A 22243-nucleotide genomic window follows, 5' to 3' on the forward strand; every position below is an offset into this window, starting at 1 on the left:
AATAGGGGGTACCCGTTGTGAATACCTCACAAAAGACCGAGCCAGGAGCCGTAGACTGGCCAACTTGACGGCTTTCTCGCGCGAAGGCGCCGTCCCCATGATCACGCCAGCTCGACCGTACAGCGGTGGGTGGCGCAGGCCGTGCCCGGGGTCACCCTGATCCGCAGCGTGTCACCCGTGGCCAGCACTCGCACCGAGGGGTCGTGGGCGGTGACCCGGCGCACCGGGCGGCGCCAGGTGAGGTCGACGGGGGCGCCCGTGCGCGGCGGCTCGGCGAGGTGGAGGGTCGCGGTCCGCCCGCGCGCGGCCGGGGCCTGCCTGACGAGCACGGCGGCCGGGGCCGTGACGGCGAGGGCCTCGGCCGGGCCGGTGGCGCCCGCCGCCCAGAAGTTGGCGGCGGTGAGGCCGAGCGAGGGGATGCGAATCGCCTGGCAGGCCGGGGAGTTGGCGAGCACCGTGAGCCAGTGCGGGTCGGCCGCCCGCGCCGCCACGGCACGCTGCCCGGCGCCGGGCAGCAGCAGATACGCGTAGGCGGCGCCGTCCGGGTCCGTGCCGTGGGGGCAGAGCAGGGTGAGATAACGCCGGGTCAGCGGATCGGGGCTGCCGCCGGAGTTGATGTCGTGCCAGGCACCCGAGCGTGCCTCGCACAAGGCGTCCAGGGGTGCGCCGCCCGGGAAGACGTAGCCACCGTGGCCCGCGAGGTGGGCCCAGCGGGCGCGGGCGTAGGACCGCGACCAGCCGGCGGTGGCTGCCTGCGGTTCACCGTCGACGGTCAGCAGCGGCACCCCTCGCTCCCCCAGGGCGCGGTTGTCGACGACCGTTTCCACGGGGGTGCCGTCGCGGGCGGTGATGCCCGCGCCGAGGCAGACGACCGCGTCGGCCGCACAGAACCAGGACTTACGGGCCTCCAGGGTGGAGGCGAGCCCCTTGAGGTGCTGCCCGACGGCCGCGAACTCCCCGTCGGTGACACCGCCCACCCAGCGCACGGCGGGTCTGGGCGCGCCCCAGCCGCCGCCTTCGTTGTCGGCGAGCCGCTTGGCGGAGACGGTCGTCCCGGGCAGCCGGTAGGGGTCGACGGTGGGCCAGAAGGCGTCCGTGTACTGCCCGTCGCCGTCCGGCGCCGCCCACCAGGAGAGCATTCCGGCGCCGGTGTGCCAGCCGCGGGGGTTCTCGCCGTTGCCGTTCTCGTAGTGGGTGATGCGGTCGGAGGCCATGGCGATGTTGACGGTCCAGCCGGGGCGGCGGTGCACGGCCCGGTCCATGGCGGCGAACAGCCGGTGGCCGACGGGCTCGGGCGCGGCCGGGCCCGGGGCGTCGAGGGCGGCCGCGAGGCGGGCGAGATCGGCGACGCCGAACTGCGGGTCGGTCCGCAGGCCGGTGCCGCGCTCCGCCCAGCCCTTGATCAGCGCGTACCAGCGGTCCCGGTCGGCCGGGGCCGCGCCGCTCGCGAGCAGGGCGATGGCGGCGACGACCGCGTGGCCGCGCTGCCGGTCGCTCTGCGTCAGCCCCCGGGGGTCGGCGCGCTGTACGCCCCGGCTTATGGCGCGGCCGGAGACGCTGTCCATGATCAGGCCGTTGTGGATCAGGGGCGCGTAGGCGTTCTCGACGCTGTCGTGGATGTGCCGCGCGGCCGGGTCCGTGACTTCCCAGGGCGACCCTCGCAGCAGGGCGAAGAGCCGCCCGAGGCCGTCGAGCAGGACCTGGCCGTATGTGCCGGAGTAGGCGACCCAGGTGTGCTGGACGAAGGAACCGTCGGCGTAGAGCCCGTCCCCCTTGGTGACATAGGGGAAGACGGGCGAGAGGGCGTCGCGGGCGAGCGCGGTCCTGCCGGGGTCCGCGCCGAGGATGCCGCGCAGGGCGACGACGCGGCACAGGTCGACGCGGTTGGCCCCGGTGCTGGTGCCGGAGTAGTGGCCGAGCTCGGAGTCGGGGACGAAGTGGCCGACCGCGTCCAGGCATCCGGCGCGCCGCTCGGGACCGGCCTCGTCGTGAAGGAGCGTCAGGGTGTCGAGGAGCAGCCGCGGGCTGCCGATCTGCCACTCCCACCAGTTGCCGTACCGCGTGGTGCCCGCGTGGTAGACGCGCTCCCGCACGTGGTCGAGGCCGGTGAGGACGTCGGTGGCGAGGCCGGTGTCCCCCGTGAGCCCCGTGCCGGGCTGGGCGTACGCCTGGGCCATGGTGTGCAGCCGGGCGAAGCTCTGGGTGATCCCGCTCGGCGGGTCGAAGGGGGCGTCGGGCCAGAGCGAGCCGGGCGCCGGTCTCATGCTCGCGCGGTGGGTGCGGGCCAGCTCCCCGGCGTTCCGCAGGACGGTGGCATAGGGCTCGGCGGTGGCGTCGAACCCGGTGCCGAGCATGATGGCGCGCCACCGCCGCCGCAGCGCCGGGAAGTCCTCGCCCGGCCCGGCGAAGGTGAGGCCGAGCGCACCGGCGGCGGAGGCGGCGAGGAATCCACGACGGGTCCAGGCGGGGACGGTCGGCACGGCGGGGTCCTTCCCACGGACAGGGACGACAGGGACTGCGACGGCAGGGACGGCGGAGAAAGGGGCAGTGGTGACAGGGGCAGTGGCGACAAGGACCGCGGTGGCCACGGAGGCCGGCATGGACGGTGCGACGCGGGGTGCCGACGGGGCACGGCACCCCCGTGAGCGGTGCGGGCCGAGCGTGCGATCAGGGGCACGGGGCGATCGGGGAGGCGCGGAGAGGACGGGGAGGGCACACCGTGGCACGCCCCGGCAGGGCTCACAAGGGACACGACCGCACCCGGATCGGAATGCGCCAGGAAATCACTCCCTGAAATCACTTCCGGAAAACCCCTCTCGCGGGATGTTGAAACTTGAACCAGATCGCGCTACCGTCGTTCTCGTTGAACCTTCAACAACCACCTTCCTTCCCCAGGAGCAGTCATGGCACTCTTCACCCGCAAGCGCGGCACCTCCACGGCCACCGCCACCCTCGACACGTCCGGCACCTCGGCCACCGCCCTCGCCGTGGACCCCGCGCTGGCCGCCCTGACCGGCGAATACACCGTCGACCCGACCCACAGCAGCATCGGCTTCACCGTCCGCCACGCCATGGTCACCAACGTCAAGGGCTCGTTCACCGAGCACGAGGGCACCCTGCGCCTCGACGGCTCCGACCCCTCCCGCTCCACCGCCTCCCTGGACGTGCGGATCGAGAGTGTGGACACCGGCATGAAGGACCGCGACGCCCACCTGCGCGGCGCCGACTTCTTCGAGGCCGAGCGCTTCCCGCTGATGACCTTCCGCTCCACCACCGCCCAGCAGCTCGGCGGCGACCGCTACCGCATCACCGGCGACCTCACCATCAAGGACGTCACCCGCCCCCTCTCCATCGACCTGGAGTTCAACGGCTCGGCCACCGACGTCTACGGCAACGAGCGGGTCGGCTTCGAGGGCAGTGCCGAGATCCTGCGCTCCGACTGGGGCCTGACCTGGAACGCCGCCCTGGAGACCGGTGGTGTGATGGTCAGCGACAAGGTGAAGCTGACCTTCGACATCTCCGCCGTCAAGTCCGCTCCGTCGGCCTGACCCGGTGCGGTGTCAGCGGCCGAGGCGCTCCAGACGGTCGACGACCTCAGCGCCTCGGTCCACCGCCGCCGTCCACGCGATGTGGTTGTCGGGCCGCACCAGCACCAGGCCGCCCGCGCCTTCCTTCCCCGGCCCGTCCGCGGCCGGCTCCTCCCGTCCCGCCATGCCGTACGCCCTCCACGCGTGCCCATCGGGATCCGCCAGCCCCTCCCCGCCCCCGTCGACCAGGCACGTGCGGACCAGGGTGCCGCAGGCGGCCGACACCCTCGCTAGCGCGTCGGCGCTGCGCGGACCGAAGCCCAGCAGGGTGAACCGGGGGCCCGCGAAGACCTCGAAGAGCCCGACCGGCTCGCCGGTCGCGGCGTCGCGGCACGGCGCGTCCGGTGCCCGCTCCCCCGCCGCCCGCCCGCCCCACGCCAGCGAACTCCAGGCATAGCCGACGCCCAGGGTCGTGAGGTCCCGGCCGGCTCCCGCCTCCGTGCCGACCCCCGCCTTCCGCGTCCCCTCCATGACGGCCCGCAGCCGCTCGTTGGTGATCTTCAAGGTCCAGGCGGCCACCGGCAGCCGCTCCTCCTCATAGGTCTCCAACAACGCCTCCCCCGCCAGGCCGTTCGCGACGAGCGCGAGCTTCCAGCCGAGGTTGTAACCGTCCTGGATGCCGGTGTTCATGCCGAGGCCGCCGGCGATCGAGTGGATGTGGGCGGCGTCGCCCGCGAGGAAGACCCGGCCGACCCGGAAACGCTCGGCCATCCGGACGTTGACGCGATAGGTGGAGAGCCAGCCCGGGTTGGTCAGCCGCAGCCCCGGTATCCGCGCGTGCCGGTCGAGCTGCCGCTGGAACAGCTCCAGGGACGGCTCCTCGTACCGCCCCTCGGCGTCGCGCTCCGGTGAGCTCTGGAGCTGCCAGCGCTCGGTGCCGGGCAGGGGGCAGAGCAGGACGGCGCCGTCCTCGTCGATCCACTGGTGCCAGTAACCCCGGTCCAGGCCGCCCTCGACCTCGACGTCCCCGACGAGGGCCAGCTCCGGCGCGGTCTCCCCGTCGAAGGCCAGCCCGAGCGCCTTGCGGACCATGCCGCGGGCGCCGTCGCAGCCCACGAGATACGAGGCCCGGACGCGCCGCCCGTCCGCCAGCGCGGCCGTCACCCCGGACTCGTCCTGCGTGAACTCGGTGACCTCGGTGCCGAGTTCGACCCGGACGCCGTACGACGCGAGCTTCGTCCGGAGGATCTCCTCCGTCCGCCACTGGGGTATCCACAGCCCCGTCGCGTACGGCACGTCGGGCGTGGGGGCCGCGTCCTCCTGGGGCACATGGTCGGCGATCACGGCGCCGTCCCGGTACTTGCGGTAGATCAGGCGGGGGTTGCCCGCCGCGGTGCACTCCTCCCCCATGCCGAGGTCCGCGAGCACTTCCCGGCTGCGCTGGTTGAGCCCCTTGCCGCGCGAACCCCCGTGGAATTCGGGCGACTTGTCGACGATCCGCACCGGGATCCCGGCCCGGGCGAGCGTGCAGGCCAGCGTCAGCCCCGTCGGCCCGGCGCCCACGATCAGCACTGCGGTGGTGGTCATGCGGTGTCCCTCCGTCGTTCGATGCGTCCATCAAAGCCCTCGCGGAGAGAAAATGCAACCGAGTAACAAACGATTCCGGGTAACGCGACCTGATAGAGTGAATCCGTGACTGACGAGACCGGACTGCGGGAACGCAAGAAGCAGCGCACACGACAGGCGCTGTCCGAGACGGCGATCGAGCTCTTCCTCGCGCGCGGCTTCGACCAGGTGTCGGTCGCGGACGTGGCCGCCGCGGTGGAGGTATCCAAGCCGACGCTCTTCCGCTATTTCCCGTCCAAGGAAGACCTCGTCCTGCACCGCATCGCCGATCACCAGGGCGAAGCGGCCCGCGTGGTGCGGGAGCGGGCGGCCGGGCAGTCGCCGCTGGCCGCGCTGCGCACGCACTTCCTCGACCGCCTCGAAGCACACGACCCGGTCACGGGCCTCTGCGACCACCCCGCCGTGCTGGCCTTCCACGACATGGTCTTCACGACGCCGAGCCTGGTGGCGCGGCTGGTGCGGTACGCGGAGCGGGACGAGGAGGAGCTGGCCTCAGTGCTCGCCGAGACCGGTGGCGACGAGCTCACGGCCCGGCTGGCCGCGGCGCAGATCGTGGCGGTGCAGCAGCGGTTGGCGCGGGTGAACTGGGCGCGGCTGAACGGTGGGTTGAGTGCGGGGGAGGTGTTGCCTGTTGCTTGTGCGGATGCGGAGGTGGCGTACGGGTTGCTGGAGGGCGGGGTGGGGGTTGTGTACGGCTGAGGTGGGCGGGGGATTTCCCCTACCCGCCCCTTCCCGAAACCGGGGCGCGTGCCCCGGGCCCCCGGCACGGATCCGCCCCGGCCCCGGGGGCGGGTGGGTTGGGCGCCTGCGGCGGCGATTGTTCCCCAGCCCCGCCCCTTCCCGAAACCGGGGCTCCGCCCCGGACCCCGCAACACGGCTTCGCCGCGTTGTCCTCAAACGCCGGACCGGTTACGCACCCTTTGCCCCCTACTCCTGCGGTTCCACCCCCGCCCTCCGCAAGCCGTACGCGTAAGCGTCATCCAGTGCCTGCCACGACGCCGCGATGACGTTCTCCGCCACGCCCACCGTCGACCACTCGCCGCTCTCGTCGCTCGTCGAGACCAGGACCCTGGTGATGGAGCCCGTGCCCAGGCTGCCTTCCAGGATGCGGACCTTGTAGTCGGTGAGCTTCAGGGCCGCGAGCTGGGGATAGATGCGTTCCAGGGCCACGCGCAGGGCCCGGTCCAGGGCGTTGACCGGGCCGTTTCCCTCGGCGGTGGCGACGATGCGCTCGCCCTTGGCCCACAGCTTCACCGTCGCCTCGTTGGCGTGCGTGCCGTCCGGGCGGTCCTCGACGATGGCGCGCCAGGACTCCACCCGGTAGTAGCGGCGCGCCCGGCCCTCCGTCTCCTGGCGCAGCAGCAACTCGAAGGAGGCGTCGGCCGCTTCGTAGGTGTACCCCGCCAGTTCCCGCTCCTTGACGCGCTCGACGACGCGGCCGATCAGCTCGCGGTCGTCGCCCAGGTCGATCCCCAGCTCCTTGCCCTTGAGCTCGATGGAGGCCCGGCCGGCCATGTCGGAGACCAGCATCCGCATGGTGTTGCCGACGCGCTCCGGGTCGATGTGCTGGTAGAGGTCCGGGTCGACCTTGATCGCGGAAGCGTGCAGCCCGGCCTTGTGCGCGAAGGCGGAGACGCCGACGTAGGGCTGGTGGGTGGAGGGCGTGAGGTTGACGACCTCGGCGATGGCGTGCGAGATCCGGGTCATCTCGGCGAGCGAGCCCTCGGGCAGCACCTTGCGGCCGTACTTGAGCTCCAGGGCGGCGACGACCGGGAAGAGGTTGGAGTTGCCGACGCGCTCGCCGTAGCCGTTGGCCGTGCACTGCACGTGCGTCGCGCCCGCGTCCACGGCGGCGAGGGTGTTGGCGACCGCGCAGCCCGTGTCGTCCTGCGCGTGGATGCCGAGCCGCGCCCCGGTGTCGGCGGCCACGGTGCGCACGACGGCCTCGACCTGTGCGGGCAGCATGCCGCCGTTGGTGTCGCAGAGGACGGCCACGTCGGCGCCCGCCTCGTGCGCGGTGCGCACGACCTGCGTCGCGTAGCGGGAGTTCGCGCGGTAGCCGTCGAAGAAGTGCTCGCAGTCGACGAAGACGCGCCGGCCCTGCGCCCGGAGGTAGGAGACGGTGTCGCGCACCATCGCGAGGTTCTCCTCCAGCGTGGTGCGCAGGGCGAGTTCGACATGGCGGTCGTGGGACTTGGCGACCAGCGTGATGACGGGTGCGCCCGAGGCGAGGAGCGCCGCGACCTGCGGGTCGTCCTCGGCGCGGATGCCCGCCTTGCGGGTCGCGCCGAACGCGACGAGCCGCGCGTGCTTGAAGTCGATCTCCTCGCGGGCCCGCTGGAAGAACTCGGTGTCCCGGGGGTTCGCGCCCGGCCAGCCGCCCTCGATGAAGCCGACGCCGAAGTCGTCCAGGTGCCGGGCGATGGTCAGCTTGTCCGCGACGGTGAGGTTGATGCCTTCGCGCTGCGCGCCGTCACGCAAGGTGGTGTCGAAGACGTGGAAGCTGTCGTCGGTTGCGTCCGTCATGCTGCTCTGGCTCCTGTCGGATCTCGGTCTACCGGACTGACCGGTTCCACCGTCCCCTCATGGTCGCGCGCCCTCGGCTCCGGCGGAGGTGGTGCCGGGAAACGAAAAGACCTCTCGCGGGTGCGAGAGGTCTGCGCGCGGGTCTGGGACGACGGTGGCCGCGCCGTACGTCGTGAGTACGGCGGGGTCACTGCGGACCGGCGCGCTCACTGCCCATAATCATGGCGAGGTGAAGCACGGGGCCATCTTGGCACGAGGCCGCTCCTGGTGCGGCCCGGTCTCACGATGCGGTCACCTCGGGCGAGCGGGTCGCCTCCTCGCGCCGCTTCCCCTTCAGGTCGATGTCCCGCGTCTCGCGCATCGTCAGATAGACGACCAGGGAGACGGCCGCGCAGCCCGCCACATACCAATAGAAGCCCGATTCCACGCCCGCGTTCTTGAACCACAGGGCCACGTACTCCGCCGTGCCGCCGAAGAGGGCGTTGGCCACGGCGTACGGCAGGGCGACGCCGAGGGAGCGGATGGCGGTCGGGAAGAGTTCGGCCTTCACGCACGCGTTGATCGACGTGTAGCCGGTGACGACGACGAGGGCGAGCAGCGACAGGCCGAGCGCGGGCCAGAAGGAGCCCGCGTGCTTGAGCATGGTCATGATCGGCACGGTGAGGAACGTGGAGCCCACCGCGAAGGTGATCAGCAGCGGGCGGCGGCCGACGCGGTCCGAGAGCGCCCCGGCGAGCGGCTGGAGACAGGCGAAGACGATCAGCGCGCAGAAGCTGACCAGGGTCGCGGTCTGCTTGGACAGGCCCGCGCTGTTGGAGAGGTATTTCGTGAGGTAGGTGGTGTACGTGTAATACGCGACCGTGCCGCCCATGGTGAGCGCGACGACGAGGAACGCCTCCCGCTTGTGCCGCAGCAGCGCGCGGATCGTGCCGCGTTCCTCCCGCTCCGCCGCGTCCGCCTCGCCGATCTCCTCGTAGGCCTCCGTCTCCAGCATGTTGCGCCGCAGATAGAAGATGACGGCGGCACCGAGCGCGCCGACGACGAAGGGGATGCGCCAGCCCCAGCTGTGCAGTTCGCCGTTGGAGAGGGTGTGCTGGAGGATGATCTGGAGGGCGAGGCCGAGGATCTGGCCCGCGGTCATCGAGACGTACTGGAAGCTGGAGGCGAAGCCGCGGCGGCCCGGCGCGGACGCCTCGGTGAGATAGGTGGCACTGGCCGCGTACTCGCCGCCGACGGAGAGGCCCTGGAGCAGCCGGGCGACGAGGAGGACGGCGACGCCGCCGTAGCCCGCGACCGCGTAGGTGGGGGCGACGGCGATCAGCACGGCGGACGCCGACATCAGCGAGACGGTCAGGGTGAGCGCCGCCTTGCGGCCCTTGCGGTCGCCGACCCGGCCGAGCAGCCAGCCGCCGACCGGCCGCATGAAGAAGCCCACCGCGAAGATGCCCGCGGTGTTCATGAGCTTGGCGGTGTCATTGCCCGCGGGGAAGAAGGCTCCCGCGAAGTAGGTCGCGAAGCTCGCGTAGACGAACCAGTCGAACCACTCGACCATGTTGCCGGCCGAGCCGACCCAGATCTTCTTCCAGTGCTGTCCCATGGTCGATCACGGTGGCGGAACAGCGGGGTTTCGGACAAGGGTCCGAGCGACAACGATCATGCGTACTTGCGTGCGTTGTGATCACCGCGCACGCAAGTACGCACTGCCGGAGCGGTCTCAGCCGCCGAGCGGGTGCATCCAGCCGTGGGTGTCCGGGGTGGCGCCGGTCTGGATGTCGAGGAGCGCCTTGCGGAGCTTCATGGTGACCTCGCCGGGCTTGCCGTCGGCCACCGTCCAGTCGGCGCGCGTGGACTTGACCGAGCCGACCGGGGTGATCACGGCGGCGGTGCCGCAGGCGAAGACCTCGGTGAGGGTGCCGTCGGCGTTGCCGTTCTTCCAGTCGTCGACGGAGATCCGGCCCTCGGTGACCTCGTAGCCGAGGTCGGCGGCGATCGTCATCAGCGAGGCGCGGGTGATGCCCGGCAGCAGGGAGCCGGTGAGCTCCGGGGTGACGATCTTGTCTCCGTACACGAAGTACAGGTTCATGCCGCCCATCTCCTCGATCCAGCGGCGCTCGAGGGCGTCCAGCCAGACCACCTGGTCGCAGCCCTTGTCGGCGGCCTGGGCCTGGGCGACGAGGGAGGCGGCGTAGTTGCCGCCGGCCTTCGCGGCGCCCGTGCCGCCGGGAGCGGCGCGCACGTACTCCTCGCAGAGCCACACGGAGACGGGCTTGACGCCGCCCGGGAAGTAGGCGCCGGCGGGCGAGGCGATGACGACGAAGAGGTATTCGTTGGCCGGGCGGACGCCCAGGCCGACCTCCGTGGCGAACATGAAGGGGCGGAGGTAGAGAGAGGCCTCGCCGGAGCTCGGCACCCACGCCTTGTCCTGGGTGACGAGCGCGTCGCACGCCTCGATGAAGGTCTCGACGGGCAGCTCGGGCATGGCCAGGCGGCGCGCGGACGCCTGGAGGCGCTTGGCGTTCTCCTCCGGGCGGAAGATGGCGACCGAACCGTCGGGCTGGCGGTACGCCTTGGCGCCTTCGAAGATCGTCTGCGCGTAGTGCAGCGTCATGTTCGCGGGGTCGATCGACAGCGGCGCGTACGGGACGAGCTGGGCGTCGTGCCAGCCGCGTCCCTCGGTCCACTTGATGGTCACCATGTGGTCGGTGAAGTGGCGGCCGAAACCGGGGTCGGCCAGGATCCGTTCCCGCTCGGCGTCCGACAGCGGGTGCGAGGAAGGCTTGAGCTCGATCGTGGGCGTCGTCATGAATCCGTGTCCTTCACCTTTGTGTGTGGCGGACCGCGAACTCAAGCTCCGTCCCGTTCGGTACGGGACGTCCGAGATTCCCCTCGTACCGCGGCCCCACGTTCGATTATCGCTCGTGGGGCCGTGGACGGAAAATGTGTTACGCGGCCCGGGGTCGATGGTCGCACCCAACCGCGCGGTAGCACAGCAGGTGGGACTAGCCGGCGGCTACTCGCAGCGCGAGCGCGTCACCGATCTGGTCCGTGGTGCGGAAGGCGTTGCCGCGCTCCGCGAGATCCTCGCTCACGGCGGTCTCGATGCGCGCCGCCTCGCTCTCGTGGCCGAGGTGGCGCAGCAGCAGGGCCACGGACAGGACGGTGGCCGTGGGGTCCGCCTTGCCGGTGCCCGCGATGTCCGGCGCGGAGCCGTGGACCGGCTCGAACATCGACGGGAAGGCGCCGCCGGGGTTGATGTTGCCGGAGGCGGCGAGGCCGATGCCACCGGTGACGGCGGCCGCGAGGTCGGTGAGGATGTCACCGAAGAGGTTGTCGGTGACGATCACGTCGAAGCGCTCGGGCTGGGTGACGAAGAAGATCGTCGCGGCGTCGACGTGCAGATAGTCGGTGGTGACCTCGGGGTATTCCTCGCCGACCCGGTCGAAAATGCTCTTCCAGAGGTGGCCGGCGTGCACGAGGACGTTGTTCTTGTGCACGAGCGTGAGCTTCTTGCGGGGCCGCGTGCGGGCGCGCTCGTAGGCGTCGCGCACCACGCGCTCCACGCCGTACGCGGTGTTGACACTGACCTCGGTGGCCACCTCGGCGGGGGTGCCGGTGCGCAGACTGCCGCCGTTGCCGGTGTACGGGCCCTCGGTGCCCTCGCGTACGACGACGAAGTCGATCTCGGGGCGGCCGGCGAGCGGGGTGGCGGTGCGGGGGAAGAGCTTCGACGGGCGCAGGTTCACGTAGTGGTCGAAGGCGAACCGCAGCTTGAGCAGCAGCCCGCGCTCCAGCACCCCGGAGGGGACGGAGGGGTCGCCGATCGCGCCGAGCAGGATCGCGTCGTGCCGCTTGAGGGACTCCAGCTCGGCGTCCGGCAGGGTCTCGCCGGTGGCATGCCAGCGGCGGGCACCGAGGTCGTATTCCTCGGTCTCCAGCTTGACGTCCGAAGGGAGCACGGCACCAAGGACCTTGAGGCCCTGGGCGACGACTTCCCGGCCGATTCCGTCACCGGGGATGACTGCGAGGCGAAGGCTGCGAGACATGACCGGACCGTACTCCGCCGTCCCGCTGGATGACACACCGCGTCCACCATACGGACAGATTGCGATTCGTATAGGTCGCGTTCATGCAAAGTCCTCATTCAGGTCGCCGATCCCTGGCACGTTCTGCGTCATGGACACACCACGGGTAGGCATCCCCGACAAGCTCGCGAGCCGCATGACGATGGCCGAGCAGCACGAATATCTGCGGACCAAGCTGACGCGGCGCGGCATGCTCCGCGCCGGAGCCGTGACGGCGGGCGCCGTCGCGGGCGCGGGCCTGCTGGGCGGCGGCGGTACGAGCGCGTACGCCGCGGCACCGGCGCTCTCCCCCACCCTGCTCACCTCGGCCGCGACCACCAAGGTGGACGGCAAGCACGTGGCGCCCTTCGGCCGCCACCTCGCCTTCGGCGCCGACCCCAAGACGCAGATGCGGGTCTCCTGGCAGGTGCCGTTCGCCGTCAGGCGGCCGTATCTGCGGGTGGGCCTGAAGCCCTGGGACCTCAGCCACCGCATCGACGCGGAGGTGCGGGACCTGCACACCCCGGCGCTGTCCAAGAAGCTCCCGGCCGTCGACCAGGTCTATCTGCACGCCGCCCTCGACAACCTCCGCCCCGGCCAGACCTACTACTACGGCGTCGGCCACGACGGCTTCGACCCGGCCGACCCCGCCCACTTCTCGACCATAGGCACCTTCACCACCGCCCCGGCACGCGCGCAGAAGTTCGTCTTCACCGCCTTCGGCGACCAGGGCGTCAGCTACAACGCCCTCGCCAACGACCAGTTGATCCTGGGCCAGAACCCGGCCTTCCACCTGCACGCCGGTGACATCTGCTACGCCGACGACGACGGCGCCGGCAAGCCCACCGACCACTACGACGCCAGAGTGTGGGACCAGTTCCTGGCCCAGACCGAGTCGGTGGCCAAGTCGGTGCCCTGGATGGTGACCACCGGCAACCACGACATGGAGGCCTGGTACTCCCCCGACGGCTACGGCGGCCAGAACGCCCGCTGGACGCTGCCGGGCAACGGCATCGACGCGAAGAACTCGCCCGGCGTCTACTCCTTCGTCTACGGCAACGTCGGCGTCGTCGCGCTCGACGCCAACGACGTCTCGTACGAGATCACCGCCAACACCGGCTACACCGGCGGCAAGCAGACCCGCTGGCTCGACCGGCGCCTGGGCGAGCTGCGCAAGCAGCGGGGCCTCGACTTCATCGTGGTCTTCTTCCACCACTGCGCCTTCTCGACCACCAACGGCCACGCCTCGGACGGCGGCGTGCGCGACGCGTGGCTGCCGCTCTTCGAGAAGCACAAGGTCGATCTCGTCATCAACGGCCACAACCACGTCTACGAGCGGACCGACGCGATCCGCGGCACCGGGGTCGGCAGGAAGCTCCCGATCGGCGGCTCCGTCGACTCCACCCGCGACGGCGTCGTGTACGTCACCGCGGGCGGTGCCGGCAAGTCGCTGTACGACTTCCCGGCACCGGACAGCTACGAGGGCCACGTCAAGGACCAGGAGAGCGTGCCCACGTACCACTGGGTGAAGGGCGGGGGCCAGCACAAGGAGACGGTGGAGTGGTCCCGTGTGCGTTACACCGGCTACTCGTTCCTGGCGGTCGAGTCCGAGCCCGGCCCGCGGCCGCGGCTGCGGGTGACGGCGCTGGCGGAGAGCGGCGAGCGCGTGGATCACTTCGACGTGACGCGGAGCGGAGGGTCGAAGGGCTAGCACAGCGACGTCACGCGGAGCGGAGGGTCGAAGGGCTAAGGGCGCTTCGAAGAACTAGTGACCCGTCACGCCGCCGTTGTCGCGTCGGTCCAGCGCGCGCTGGAGCGCTGCGGCGGCGTTCACCCGGTCGGCCTTGTGCTCGGCGCTCTCGGCCGGACGGGGCGTGCGGCGGGTCCTGCGGGCTGCGGTTTCGGGCATGGAAGTCACGTCTCCTCTTACTGAGTCGTCTGGCTGATCCCCGAGAAGGGTCGGACGGAGCCGGGAGGAGGGCGCGGGGCGGGTGCCGCAGGGATCACCTGCTCGGGGCACACCGGCCGGGGCCGCTGTCGCTCGATGGAGCGGAAGTTTCGGCTTCCTCCACGCTAGGACAGGGCGGCGGCGGTGTCTCCCCGAATACTCGGTCTTCCTACTATCTGAGACGGCGGGCGTGCCCGGGACATGACGCCGCCCCCGCCCGGCTGGGGGGCCGGACGGGGGCGGGGATCAGTGAAGGGCAGGTCAGCCCATGTGCGGGTAGCGGTAGTCGGTCGGCGGGACCAGGGTCTCCTTGATGGAGCGGGTCGACGTCCAGCGCATCAGGTTGGACGCGGCACCGGCCTTGTCGTTCGTGCCCGAGGCGCGGCCGCCGCCGAAGGGCTGCTGGCCGACGACGGCACCCGTCGACTTGTCGTTGATGTAGAAGTTGCCCGCGGCGAAGCGCAGCTTCTCCATCGCGTCGGCGGCCGCGGCGCGGTCCTGCGCGATGACCGAGCCGGTCAGGGCGTACGCCGAGACGGACTCCATCTGCGCCAGCATCGCGTCGAAGTCGCCGTCCTCGTAGACGTGCACGGCGAGGATCGGGCCGAAGTACTCGGTCGTGAAGACCTCGTTCGCCGGGTCGGTGCACTCGATGACCGTCGGGCGGACGAAGTAGCCGACGGAGTCGTCGTACGTGCCACCGGCGACGATCGTGCAGCTCGGGTCGGCCTTGGCGCGGTCGATCGCGGCCTTGTTCTTCGCGAAGGAGCGGTCGTCGATGACGGCGCCGATGAAGTTCGACAGGTCGGTGACGTCACCCATGGTGATGCCGTCGACCTCGGCCGCGAACTCCTCCTTGAAGCCGTCCTCCCAGATGGAACGCGGGATGTAGGCACGGGAGGAGGCCGAGCACTTCTGGCCCTGGAACTCGAAGGAGCCACGGGTCAGCGCGGTCTTCAGGATGGCGCGGTCGGCGCTCGGGTGGGCGACGACGAAGTCCTTGCCGCCGGTCTCGCCGACCAGGCGCGGGTAGGACCGGTAGTTCTCGATGTTGTTGCCGACCGTCTTCCAGAGGTACTGGAAGGTCTTGGTCGAACCGGTGAAGTGGATGCCGGCCAGCTCGGGGTGGTTCAGGGCCACCTCGGAGACGGCGAGGCCGTCACCGGTCACCAGGTTGATGACGCCCTTGGGCAGGCCCGCCTCCTCCAGCAGCTGCATCAGCAGCACGGCGGAGTGGGTCTGGGTCGGGGACGGCTTCCAGACGACCACGTTGCCCATCAGGGCCGGGGCGGTCGGCAGGTTGCCGGCGATGGCGGTGAAGTTGAAGGGCGTGATCGCGTAGACGAAGCCCTCCAGCGGCCGGTGGTCGCTGCGGTTCCACACGCCGGTGGAGTTGGCGACCGGCTGCTCGGCGAGTATCTGGCGCGCGAAGTGCACGTTGAAGCGCCAGAAGTCGACGAGCTCGCACGGGGTGTCGATCTCGGCCTGCTGCGCGGTCTTCGACTGGCCCAGCATGGTGGAGGCGGCCAGCGTCTCGCGCCAGGGGCCCGCCAGCAGCTCGGCCGCGCGCAGGATGATCGCGGCGCGGTCGTCGAAGGACATCGCGCGCCAGGCCGGGGCGGCGGCGAGCGCGGCGTCGACGGCGTCCTGCGCGTCCTGCCGCGTGGCGTTGTTGAACGTGCCGAGCACGGCGGCGTGGTTGTGCGGCTGCACGACCTGGAACGGCTCGCCGCCGCCCATCCGCTTCTCGCCGTTGATCGTCATCGGCAGGTCGATGGGGTTGCCCGCCAGCTCCTTGAGCTTGGCCTCGAGACGGGCGCGCTCGGGGGAACCGGGGGCGTAGCTGTGCACCGGCTCATTGACCGGGGCGGGGACCTGGGTAACGGCGTCCATGGGTTCCGTTTCTCCTTCGGGGCTCGTCAGGGGGGATCGGGCGGCTCAGCCCTTGGTGAGGATGGACCGGGCGAAGAACAGCAGGTTGGCGGGCTTCTCGGCGAGGCGTCGCATGAAGTAGCCGTACCAGTCGGTCCCGTACGCGGTGTAGACCCGCATCCGGTGGCCCTCGGCGGCCAGCCGGACGTGCTCCTCACTGCGGATGCCGTAGAGCATCTGGAACTCGTACTCGTCCAGTTTGCGCCCCGCCTGCCGGGCCAGTTCCTGCGAGATGGCGATCAGCCGCGGGTCGTGCGAGCCGATCATCGGGTAGCCCTCACCCGCCATCAGGATCTTGACGATGCGGACGTACGCCTTGTCGATCTCGGCCTTGTCCTGGTACGCGACGGAGGCGGGCTCCTTGTACGCACCCTTCACAATACGCACCCGGCTGCCGGCCGCGGCGAGGCGGCGGGCGTCGTCCTCGGTGCGGAAGAGGTACGCCTGGATGACGCAGCCGGTCTGCGGGAAGTCGCGCCGCAGCTCCTCGTGGATCGCGAACATCGAGTCGAGGGTGGTGTGGTCCTCGGCGTCGAGCGTGACCGTGGTGCCGATAGCGGCGGCGGCCTCGACGACCGGGCGGACGTTGGCGAGCGCCAGCTCGTGGCCGCCCTCCAGCGCCTGGCCGAACATGGAGAGCTTGACCGACATCTCGGCCTTCACACCGAGATCGAGCTCCTTGAGGCGCTCGATCAGCGCGAGGTAGGCGTCGCGGGCGGCGTACGACTGCTCGACCGTGGTGATGTCCTCGCCGACCACGTCGAGGGTGACCTCCAGCCCCTCGGCCGCGGCGTCCTTCACGATCGGGATGACCTGGTCGAGGGTCTCGCCGGCGATGAAGCGGGCGACCACCTGCTTGGTGCCCGGCGCGGCCGAGACGAGACGGCGGATGGCGTCGCTGCGGGACGCGGCGAGCAGCACAGGACCCAGCACTGGGCACCTCCACGATGACGGCCGGCCCCACGGCGGGGGGCGGCATAAGTAACTCATCGTGAAAACTAGAGATCACAGCGATCCTCGGCCATCGACAGCTGTCACGCATCCGTGGCCCGGATCTCAGACACATGTATGACAATAGTGAGCAGCACATGAAACCGGGGGGGCGAATTCGGGCCATAACGGGTCCGCACCAAGGGGCCCCAGGTCCGAAGGGAGCGCGGCGGGGCGATGCGCGGCGACTATCAGCAGCTCGTGGACGAGATATCGGCCGCGCTCGGCGCGCCCGCGACCCTGGAGGACCGCGATTTCGGGCTGATCGCCTTCGGCGCCCACGACAGTGACGACGACGTCGAGCTGACGATGGACCCGGTGCGGACCCGGTCGATCCTCCAGCGGCGGTCGACGGCCGCCGTCCGGGCGTGGTTCGAGGCGTTCGGCATCGCGCGGGCCCAGGCGCCGCTGCGGATCCCGCCGGATCCGGCGGCCGGGGTCTTCAAGGGCCGCATCTGTCTGCCCGTACGCCATCGGGGCGTGGTGCTGGGCTATGTGTGGCTGCTGGACGACGAGCACCTGTCCGGGCTGGACCTCTCCGCGCCGCTGGCGGACCCGCGGCTCGCGCAGGCGATGGAGACGGCCACCCGGATCGGGGCGCTGCTGGCGGCGGAGGCCCGCGCGGGCGCCGAGCTGGGCGAGCTGTTGCGGGAGTTGCTGACCGGGCGGCCCGCGGGCCGGGACGCGGCGCGGGCCGCCCTGCGGGACGCGCTGGGCACGGCGGGTGACGGGCCGCTGGCCGTGGTCGCGGTGGCGCCCTGGCGGGCGGCGGGCGACGCCGACGGCGAGCCGGGTGAGGCGGACGGCGCGGAGGGGGCCGGGGCGGGTTCGGCGCTGGCCGGGCAGTCGGGGGTCGCGGCGCTGTGCGCGGTGCCGGACTCCCTGCCGGACGGCTCGGCGGCACTGGCCGCGCTGATCCGGCTGCGGGCGACGACGGCCCCGGCGCCCGCGCTCACGGCGGCGGACCGGCTGCTGCGCTCGCCCCGCGCGGGCGGTGCTGCGGGCGGCCGCGCCGTACGGGCCACGGCCGGGCTCGGCGCCCCGCGCCGGGGGCTCGCGGAGCTGCCCACGGCCTGGCGCGAGGCGCTGGCGGCGGCGCGGGCGGCCGGGGCGGAGGCACGGCTGGGGCCGGTGGCGGAGTGGTCGGGCATCGGACCGTACCGCGTGCTGTCCGCACTGCCGGCGGAGGCCGCGGCGGACCCTTCCGTACGTCCGCTGCTGGCCCCGGCGCACACGGAACTGGCCCGCACGGCGGAGGTCTTCCTCGACTGCGCGGGCCAGGCGGGCCGCACGGCGGCGGCGCTGGGCATACACCGGCAGACGCTCTACTACCGCCTCTCCCGGGTGGAGCAGCTCACGGGCCTGGACCTGGACGACGGCGAGGGCCGCTTGCTGCTCCACATGGCCCTGAAGGCGGGCCGGTTGTAGGGGCGGGCGCTACTCCTCCGCCGCGGTGATCGCCTGGACCGGGCAGGCGCGCACCGCCTCGCGGGCCAGCGGGTCGCCGCCGCCGTCCTCGCGGCCGGGGACCACGGCGCCGTAGCCGTCGTCGTCCTGGGTGAAGACGCTGGGCGCGGTCAGCGCGCACTGGCCCGAGCCGACGCAGAGGTCGGAGTCGATGGAGATGCGGAAGGTGCTCATGGTGGTTTCCGTTCCGTGAAGTCGTCACCAGGTGACGGGGTCGGCGCAGCCGGCCCGCGTGCCTCAAGTGCAGGCCGCTCCACCGCGGTCGGCTACGCGTAATCCGGCCACATCCGGTACAACGACGCAATACGGCACACGTTTCCGCGGATCTCCGGGGTGGCGCCGGATCGGTCAGGCGTCCTCGCCGCCGGCCGGGGCCCCCTCGTCCGGGGCCGGACGCGATCCGAAGACCTGCCCGGCGAGCGCGCGGCGCATCCCCTCGACCAGCTCCGTGCCGGTCGGCGCGGACTCGGCCTCGATGACCCACTGGACCCACATGCCGATGAACAGGGCGTGGTAGAAGGCGCCCGTGGTCCGCTTCGCCTCCTCGTCCACATGGCTGCCGTCGAGGCCCTCGAAGATCGTCAACATGCCTTCCCGGCCCTCCGGGAACACCCCGGCGAACCACTTCTTCAGCTCCGGATTGCTCCCCAGCTGACCGACCACCTCCAGCTGGAGCTCCCAGAACCGCCGGCTCTCCGCGAACCCGGCGTTCAGCGTGTCCAGCTTCGCCGTGAGGAGCTCCGCCCGCGAGGCGCTCGCGGGCGCGCCGTCCTGGACGGCGCGGGTCATCGAGTCACCCCACTCCTCGGTCATCTTGATGAACGCCGCCATCATCAGCGCGTCCTTCGAGCCGTAGTGGTAGCCGATCGAGGCGAGGTTGGCGCCGGAGGCCGCCACGATGTCGCGCGCGGTGGTGCGCACCCAGCCCTTTTCGAGCAGGCACGCCTTCGCACCGGCGAGCAGATCTTCACGATGTCCCATGTCAGCAGCCTAGCGCCGGGCCATACACGCGTACTAGACGCCCGTCTTATACAAGTGTTCTAGACAAGCGTTTAAGACGCTCGTATAGTTCCCGTCATGACGAACCCCAGCCCTCGTGCCGGGCGCAAGGAGTGGACGGCCTTCGTCGTCCTCCTGCTCCCTCTCCTCCTGGTCTCCATGGACGTGTCCGTCCTCTTCTTCGCCATCCCGGCCATCGGCAGGGAGCTGGCGCCGAGCGCCACCCAGCAGCTGTGGATCTTCGACAGCTACGCCTTCGCCCTCGCGGGGCTGCTGATCACCATGGGTTCGCTCGGCGACCGGATCGGCCGCCGCAAGCTGCTGCTGTTCGGGGCCGCGGCGTTCGGCGCCGCCTCGGTCGCCGCCGCCTACGCGCAGAGCGCGGAGATGCTCATCGCGGCACGGGCCGTGCTCGGCATAGGCGGCGCGACCCTGATGCCCAGCACGATGGCGCTGGTGCGCAACATGTTCCAGGACGACGCGCAGCGCACCAAGGCGATCGGGATCTGGTCCGGGGCCATGGCGGGCGGCATCGCGCTGGGCTCGGTGCTGGGCGGTCTGCTGCTCGACCACTTCTGGTGGGGCTCGGTCTTCCTGGTCAACGTGCCCGCGATGGCACTGCTGCTGATCCTGGTCCCGCTGCTCGTACCGGAGTTCAAGGACCCCGCGCCGGGCCGCTTCGACCTGCTGAGCGTGCCGCTGTCGATGGGCGCCGTACTGCCGGTGATCTACGGCCTCAAGGAGATCGCCGCCGACGGTCTCACCGTGGCCAGGGCGGTGTGCGTGGTCGTCGGGGCGGCCGTCGGTGCCGTCTTCGTCCACCGCCAGCGCTCCCGGCGGGACGCGATGATCAGCCGTGAGCTCTTCCGGCACCGCGCCTTCGGGGCGGGCATCGCGATCAACACCGTCGCCGCGTTCGGGATGATGGGCTCCGCCTACTTCACCACGCAGTACCTCCAGTCGGTCCTGGGCAAGAGCCCGTTGGAGGCCGCCCTGTGGGGCACCTTGCCGTCGCTCGCGGTGGGCGCCGCCGCGCCGCTGGCCACGACGGCGGGCGCGCGGATCCACAAGGCGTACGTCATCGCCGCGGGCTTCGTGATCGCCGCCGCCGGTTACGCGCTGCTCGGCCTCTGCGGCACGGATTCGCTGGTCCTCACGCTGGCCGGGTCGGCGGTCGTCGGCTGCGGCATCGTCACCGTGATGGCGCTGGTCTCCGACATGGCGCTGGGCACCGCCCCGCCGGAGAAGGCCGGCAGCGCGGCCGCGCTGCTGGAGACCGGCCAGGAGTTCGGCGGCGCGCTCGGGATGGCGCTCTTCGGCAGCGTCGGCGTGGCCGTCTACCGCCACGACGTCACCGGCTCGCTCCCCGCCGGACTGCCGCCCGGCACGCTCGCCGCGGTGCGCGAGACGCTCGGCGGCGCGGCCGGGGTCGCGGCCCGGCTGCCGGGGCGCGCGGGAGAAAGCGTGCTGACCACGGCCCGCGAGGCGTTCACCCACGGCATGAACATCGCCGCCGTCGGCGGCACGCTGATCCTGCTGGTCGCGGCGGTGCTCACGGTGGCGGCGCTGCGGAACGTACGCACGGAGGAGGCGGCCCCTCGACAGGCCGCTCAACAGGCCGCCCGGCACTGATTGTTCGGCACTGACAGCTCGGACACGAAGGCCGTGGACGGCGCCCGGGTGCGGGCGCGCGTCCACGGCCTTCGCCGTCCGCTCAGTCGTGCAGCTTGTGCAGCCAGAGGCCGACACCGACGCCGTTGCCGGTGAGCGCGCACACGTGGTTGTCGAACTTGCCGCGGTCGGCGTCCACGGCGCTGGTGCCCGCCTTGTTGCAGTTGTCGTACGTCCAGTACCAGGTCTGGTACTCCCAGCACGGCACCGTGTTGTTGTTGTCGGAACAGCTCGGCGCGGGCACGTTGTCCATCGGCCGCTGCGGCTCCGCGACGGCCCCGGCTCTGTCACCGGCCGCCTGGGCCGTGGTGGCGACGGCGCCCAGACCGCCGAGCGCGGCGATCGCGGCCACTACGGCGACGGCCGTACGCGTGGGAAACCTCATCCAGCATCCCCTCCTCCGGGAGCCCCGCTCCTCGCGCGAGCCCCCTGTCGTCCCGGGACCCCGAACGGGCCCCGGGCGAGGGCTACCCGGCAGGAACGTTCACGCATTCGCCCTCCGACGTGGAATTCGCATGCGGGGCACGACCCTGCTCCGCCCGGCACCCGACCGTCGCGGCACACCGGCGCGCCGGAGCGCGACGGCTCACCCGGGGATGGCGTGTCATGTCCGCGTGCCCAGTGCGGTCAAGTGCCTCTGTTCGCTCCGCGCGCCCCCCTGACGCGGTATACGCCTCGGTACTCGCGGAATACATCTGGGAGTCGGGGGGAGGTCGCACTGTGGGCTATGTCGTCCCGGACCTGGACGCGCCCGAGCGGGACGAACCATGCCGGCGCTGACAGCCCGAGAGCCGGAACTGCGCCATGTCGCCGTGATCCTGGACGGGAACCGCCGGTGGGCCCAGAGCCGGCGCGTGCCGCTGGAGCAGGCCTACCGTCAAGGGGCCCTGCGCGTCCACGACTTGGTGAGCTGGTGCGAACAGGCCGGGGTCCGCGCGGTCACGGTCTGGGCTCTGTCCCAGGACAACCTGCACCGCCGCCCGCAGGAGGTCGCGCAGATCCTGGACAGCGTCACCCACGGGCTCGAAAGGATCGTCACCACCACCCGGTGGCACATCCGCCTCGTCGGGGACCTCGACCGGATCCCCGCCCACCACACCGTCCGGCTGCGCACCCTCGCGCTGCGGTCCGCCAGGGCGCAGCGGGCGGGCACCCTCACCATCGCCGTCGCCTACGACGGACGCGCCGACATCGTCACCGCGATCCGGTCCCTGCTCCACGAGCGCACCCCGGAAGAGCGCACCTGCCCGATCGACGAGAGCGCCGTCGGCCGGCACCTCTCCACCGCCGGCCAGCCCGACATCGATCTCGTCATCCGCACCTCCGGCGAGCAACGCCTCTCCGGGTTCATGCCGTGGCAGGCCGCCCACGCCGAGCTGTACTTCACGGACACCCTCTGGCCGGACTTCACCCGCGGTGACTTCGACGAGGCCAGACGGTGGTTCGCCGGCCGACAGCGCCGCCACGGGAGCTGATGACCGTACCCACCGGGAGAA

At 71.5% G+C, this 22243-nt stretch carries 18 protein-coding genes; 6 read left to right on the forward strand and 12 right to left on the reverse strand.

Going from position 1 to position 22243, the window contains the following annotated elements; genetic code table 11:
- Positions 1-101 precede the first annotated feature (101 nt).
- Positions 102-2480 (reverse strand): polysaccharide lyase 8 family protein, encoded by a 2379-nt coding sequence (locus tag ACFY1P_RS00370; protein WP_390749235.1) that lies wholly within the window; start codon positions 2478-2480, stop codon positions 102-104.
- 423 nt (positions 2481-2903) lie between these two features.
- Between ACFY1P_RS00370 and ACFY1P_RS00375 the strand changes: the two genes are divergently transcribed.
- A complete protein-coding gene (locus ACFY1P_RS00375) occupies positions 2904-3548 on the forward strand; it encodes a YceI family protein (RefSeq protein WP_361526052.1) in 645 nt (214 codons plus the stop codon).
- A gap of 12 nt (positions 3549-3560) precedes the next feature.
- Here ACFY1P_RS00375 and ACFY1P_RS00380 read toward each other — a convergent pair whose 3' ends face one another.
- A complete protein-coding gene (locus ACFY1P_RS00380; protein WP_390749236.1) occupies positions 3561-5114 on the reverse strand; it encodes an FAD-dependent monooxygenase in 1554 nt (517 codons plus the stop codon).
- Between the two features lie 105 nt (positions 5115-5219).
- On the opposite strand from ACFY1P_RS00380, the gene ACFY1P_RS00385 reads away from it, so the two are divergent.
- The gene (locus ACFY1P_RS00385; protein WP_390749237.1) at positions 5220-5852 is read left to right on the forward strand and encodes a TetR/AcrR family transcriptional regulator; all 633 of its coding nucleotides are present in this window, start codon (positions 5220-5222) and stop codon (positions 5850-5852) included.
- Positions 5853-6080: 228 nt separating this feature from the next.
- Here ACFY1P_RS00385 and cimA read toward each other — a convergent pair whose 3' ends face one another.
- The 4 genes from cimA to ACFY1P_RS00405 all read right to left on the reverse strand — a co-directional run bounded on the left by cimA (position 6081) and on the right by ACFY1P_RS00405 (position 11722).
- Positions 6081-7679 carry a citramalate synthase gene (cimA, locus tag ACFY1P_RS00390; protein ID WP_361526043.1) on the reverse strand — a complete coding sequence of 533 codons (1599 nt, stop codon included), beginning with the start codon at positions 7677-7679 and terminating at the stop codon, positions 6081-6083.
- Positions 7680-7959: 280 nt separating this feature from the next.
- Positions 7960-9276, reverse strand: a complete 1317-nt coding sequence (locus tag ACFY1P_RS00395) for an MFS transporter (protein WP_361526041.1) — start codon at positions 9274-9276, stop codon at positions 7960-7962.
- Positions 9277-9393: 117 nt separating this feature from the next.
- Positions 9394-10482: a branched-chain amino acid aminotransferase gene (locus ACFY1P_RS00400; RefSeq protein ID WP_361526038.1), complete on the reverse strand. Its 1089-nt coding sequence runs from the start codon at positions 10480-10482 to the stop codon at positions 9394-9396.
- Between the two features lie 196 nt (positions 10483-10678).
- Complete coding sequence (locus ACFY1P_RS00405; protein WP_361526036.1) at positions 10679-11722, reverse strand: 3-isopropylmalate dehydrogenase; 1044 nt, start codon at positions 11720-11722, stop codon at positions 10679-10681.
- A gap of 130 nt (positions 11723-11852) precedes the next feature.
- Here ACFY1P_RS00405 and ACFY1P_RS00410 point away from each other — a divergent pair, with 130 nt between their 5' ends.
- Positions 11853-13451 carry a purple acid phosphatase family protein gene (locus ACFY1P_RS00410; protein WP_390749238.1) on the forward strand — a complete coding sequence of 533 codons (1599 nt, stop codon included), beginning with the start codon at positions 11853-11855 and terminating at the stop codon, positions 13449-13451.
- A gap of 54 nt (positions 13452-13505) precedes the next feature.
- Here ACFY1P_RS00410 and ACFY1P_RS00415 read toward each other — a convergent pair whose 3' ends face one another.
- From ACFY1P_RS00415 to ACFY1P_RS00425, 3 genes are all read right to left on the reverse strand, one after another.
- Entirely contained in the window at positions 13506-13649 is a 144-nt protein-coding gene (locus tag ACFY1P_RS00415) for a hypothetical protein (protein ID WP_361526030.1), read from the reverse strand.
- A 300-nt stretch (positions 13650-13949) separates the two neighbouring features.
- Positions 13950-15581 carry an L-glutamate gamma-semialdehyde dehydrogenase gene (pruA, locus tag ACFY1P_RS00420; RefSeq protein ID WP_390749239.1) on the reverse strand — a complete coding sequence of 544 codons (1632 nt, stop codon included), beginning with the start codon at positions 15579-15581 and terminating at the stop codon, positions 13950-13952.
- Between the two features lie 45 nt (positions 15582-15626).
- Complete coding sequence (locus ACFY1P_RS00425) at positions 15627-16553, reverse strand: proline dehydrogenase family protein (RefSeq protein ID WP_361526024.1); 927 nt, start codon at positions 16551-16553, stop codon at positions 15627-15629.
- A gap of 234 nt (positions 16554-16787) precedes the next feature.
- Here ACFY1P_RS00425 and ACFY1P_RS00430 point away from each other — a divergent pair, with 234 nt between their 5' ends.
- The gene (locus tag ACFY1P_RS00430; protein ID WP_390749240.1) at positions 16788-18038 is read left to right on the forward strand and encodes a PucR family transcriptional regulator; all 1251 of its coding nucleotides are present in this window, start codon (positions 16788-16790) and stop codon (positions 18036-18038) included.
- 9 nt (positions 18039-18047) lie between these two features.
- On the opposite strand, the gene ACFY1P_RS00435 is transcribed toward ACFY1P_RS00430, so the two are convergent.
- Positions 18048-18251 carry a ferredoxin gene (locus ACFY1P_RS00435; RefSeq protein ID WP_361526018.1) on the reverse strand — a complete coding sequence of 68 codons (204 nt, stop codon included), beginning with the start codon at positions 18249-18251 and terminating at the stop codon, positions 18048-18050.
- A gap of 174 nt (positions 18252-18425) precedes the next feature.
- Entirely contained in the window at positions 18426-19058 is a 633-nt protein-coding gene (locus ACFY1P_RS00440; RefSeq protein WP_361526016.1) for a TetR/AcrR family transcriptional regulator, read from the reverse strand.
- 96 nt (positions 19059-19154) lie between these two features.
- Here ACFY1P_RS00440 and ACFY1P_RS00445 point away from each other — a divergent pair, with 96 nt between their 5' ends.
- Entirely contained in the window at positions 19155-20708 is a 1554-nt protein-coding gene (locus tag ACFY1P_RS00445) for an MFS transporter (protein WP_390749241.1), read from the forward strand.
- Between the two features lie 82 nt (positions 20709-20790).
- Here ACFY1P_RS00445 and ACFY1P_RS00450 read toward each other — a convergent pair whose 3' ends face one another.
- Positions 20791-21132, reverse strand: a complete 342-nt coding sequence (locus ACFY1P_RS00450; protein WP_361526011.1) for a hypothetical protein — start codon at positions 21130-21132, stop codon at positions 20791-20793.
- 382 nt (positions 21133-21514) lie between these two features.
- Between ACFY1P_RS00450 and uppS the strand changes: the two genes are divergently transcribed.
- Complete coding sequence (gene uppS / locus ACFY1P_RS00455; RefSeq protein WP_390749242.1) at positions 21515-22222, forward strand: polyprenyl diphosphate synthase; 708 nt, start codon at positions 21515-21517, stop codon at positions 22220-22222.
- Positions 22223-22243: the final 21 nt, after the last annotated feature.

The organism is Streptomyces sp. NPDC001407 (genome assembly GCF_042895325.1).
In the GTDB taxonomy this organism is placed as follows: Bacteria; Actinomycetota; Actinomycetes; order Streptomycetales; family Streptomycetaceae; genus Streptomyces.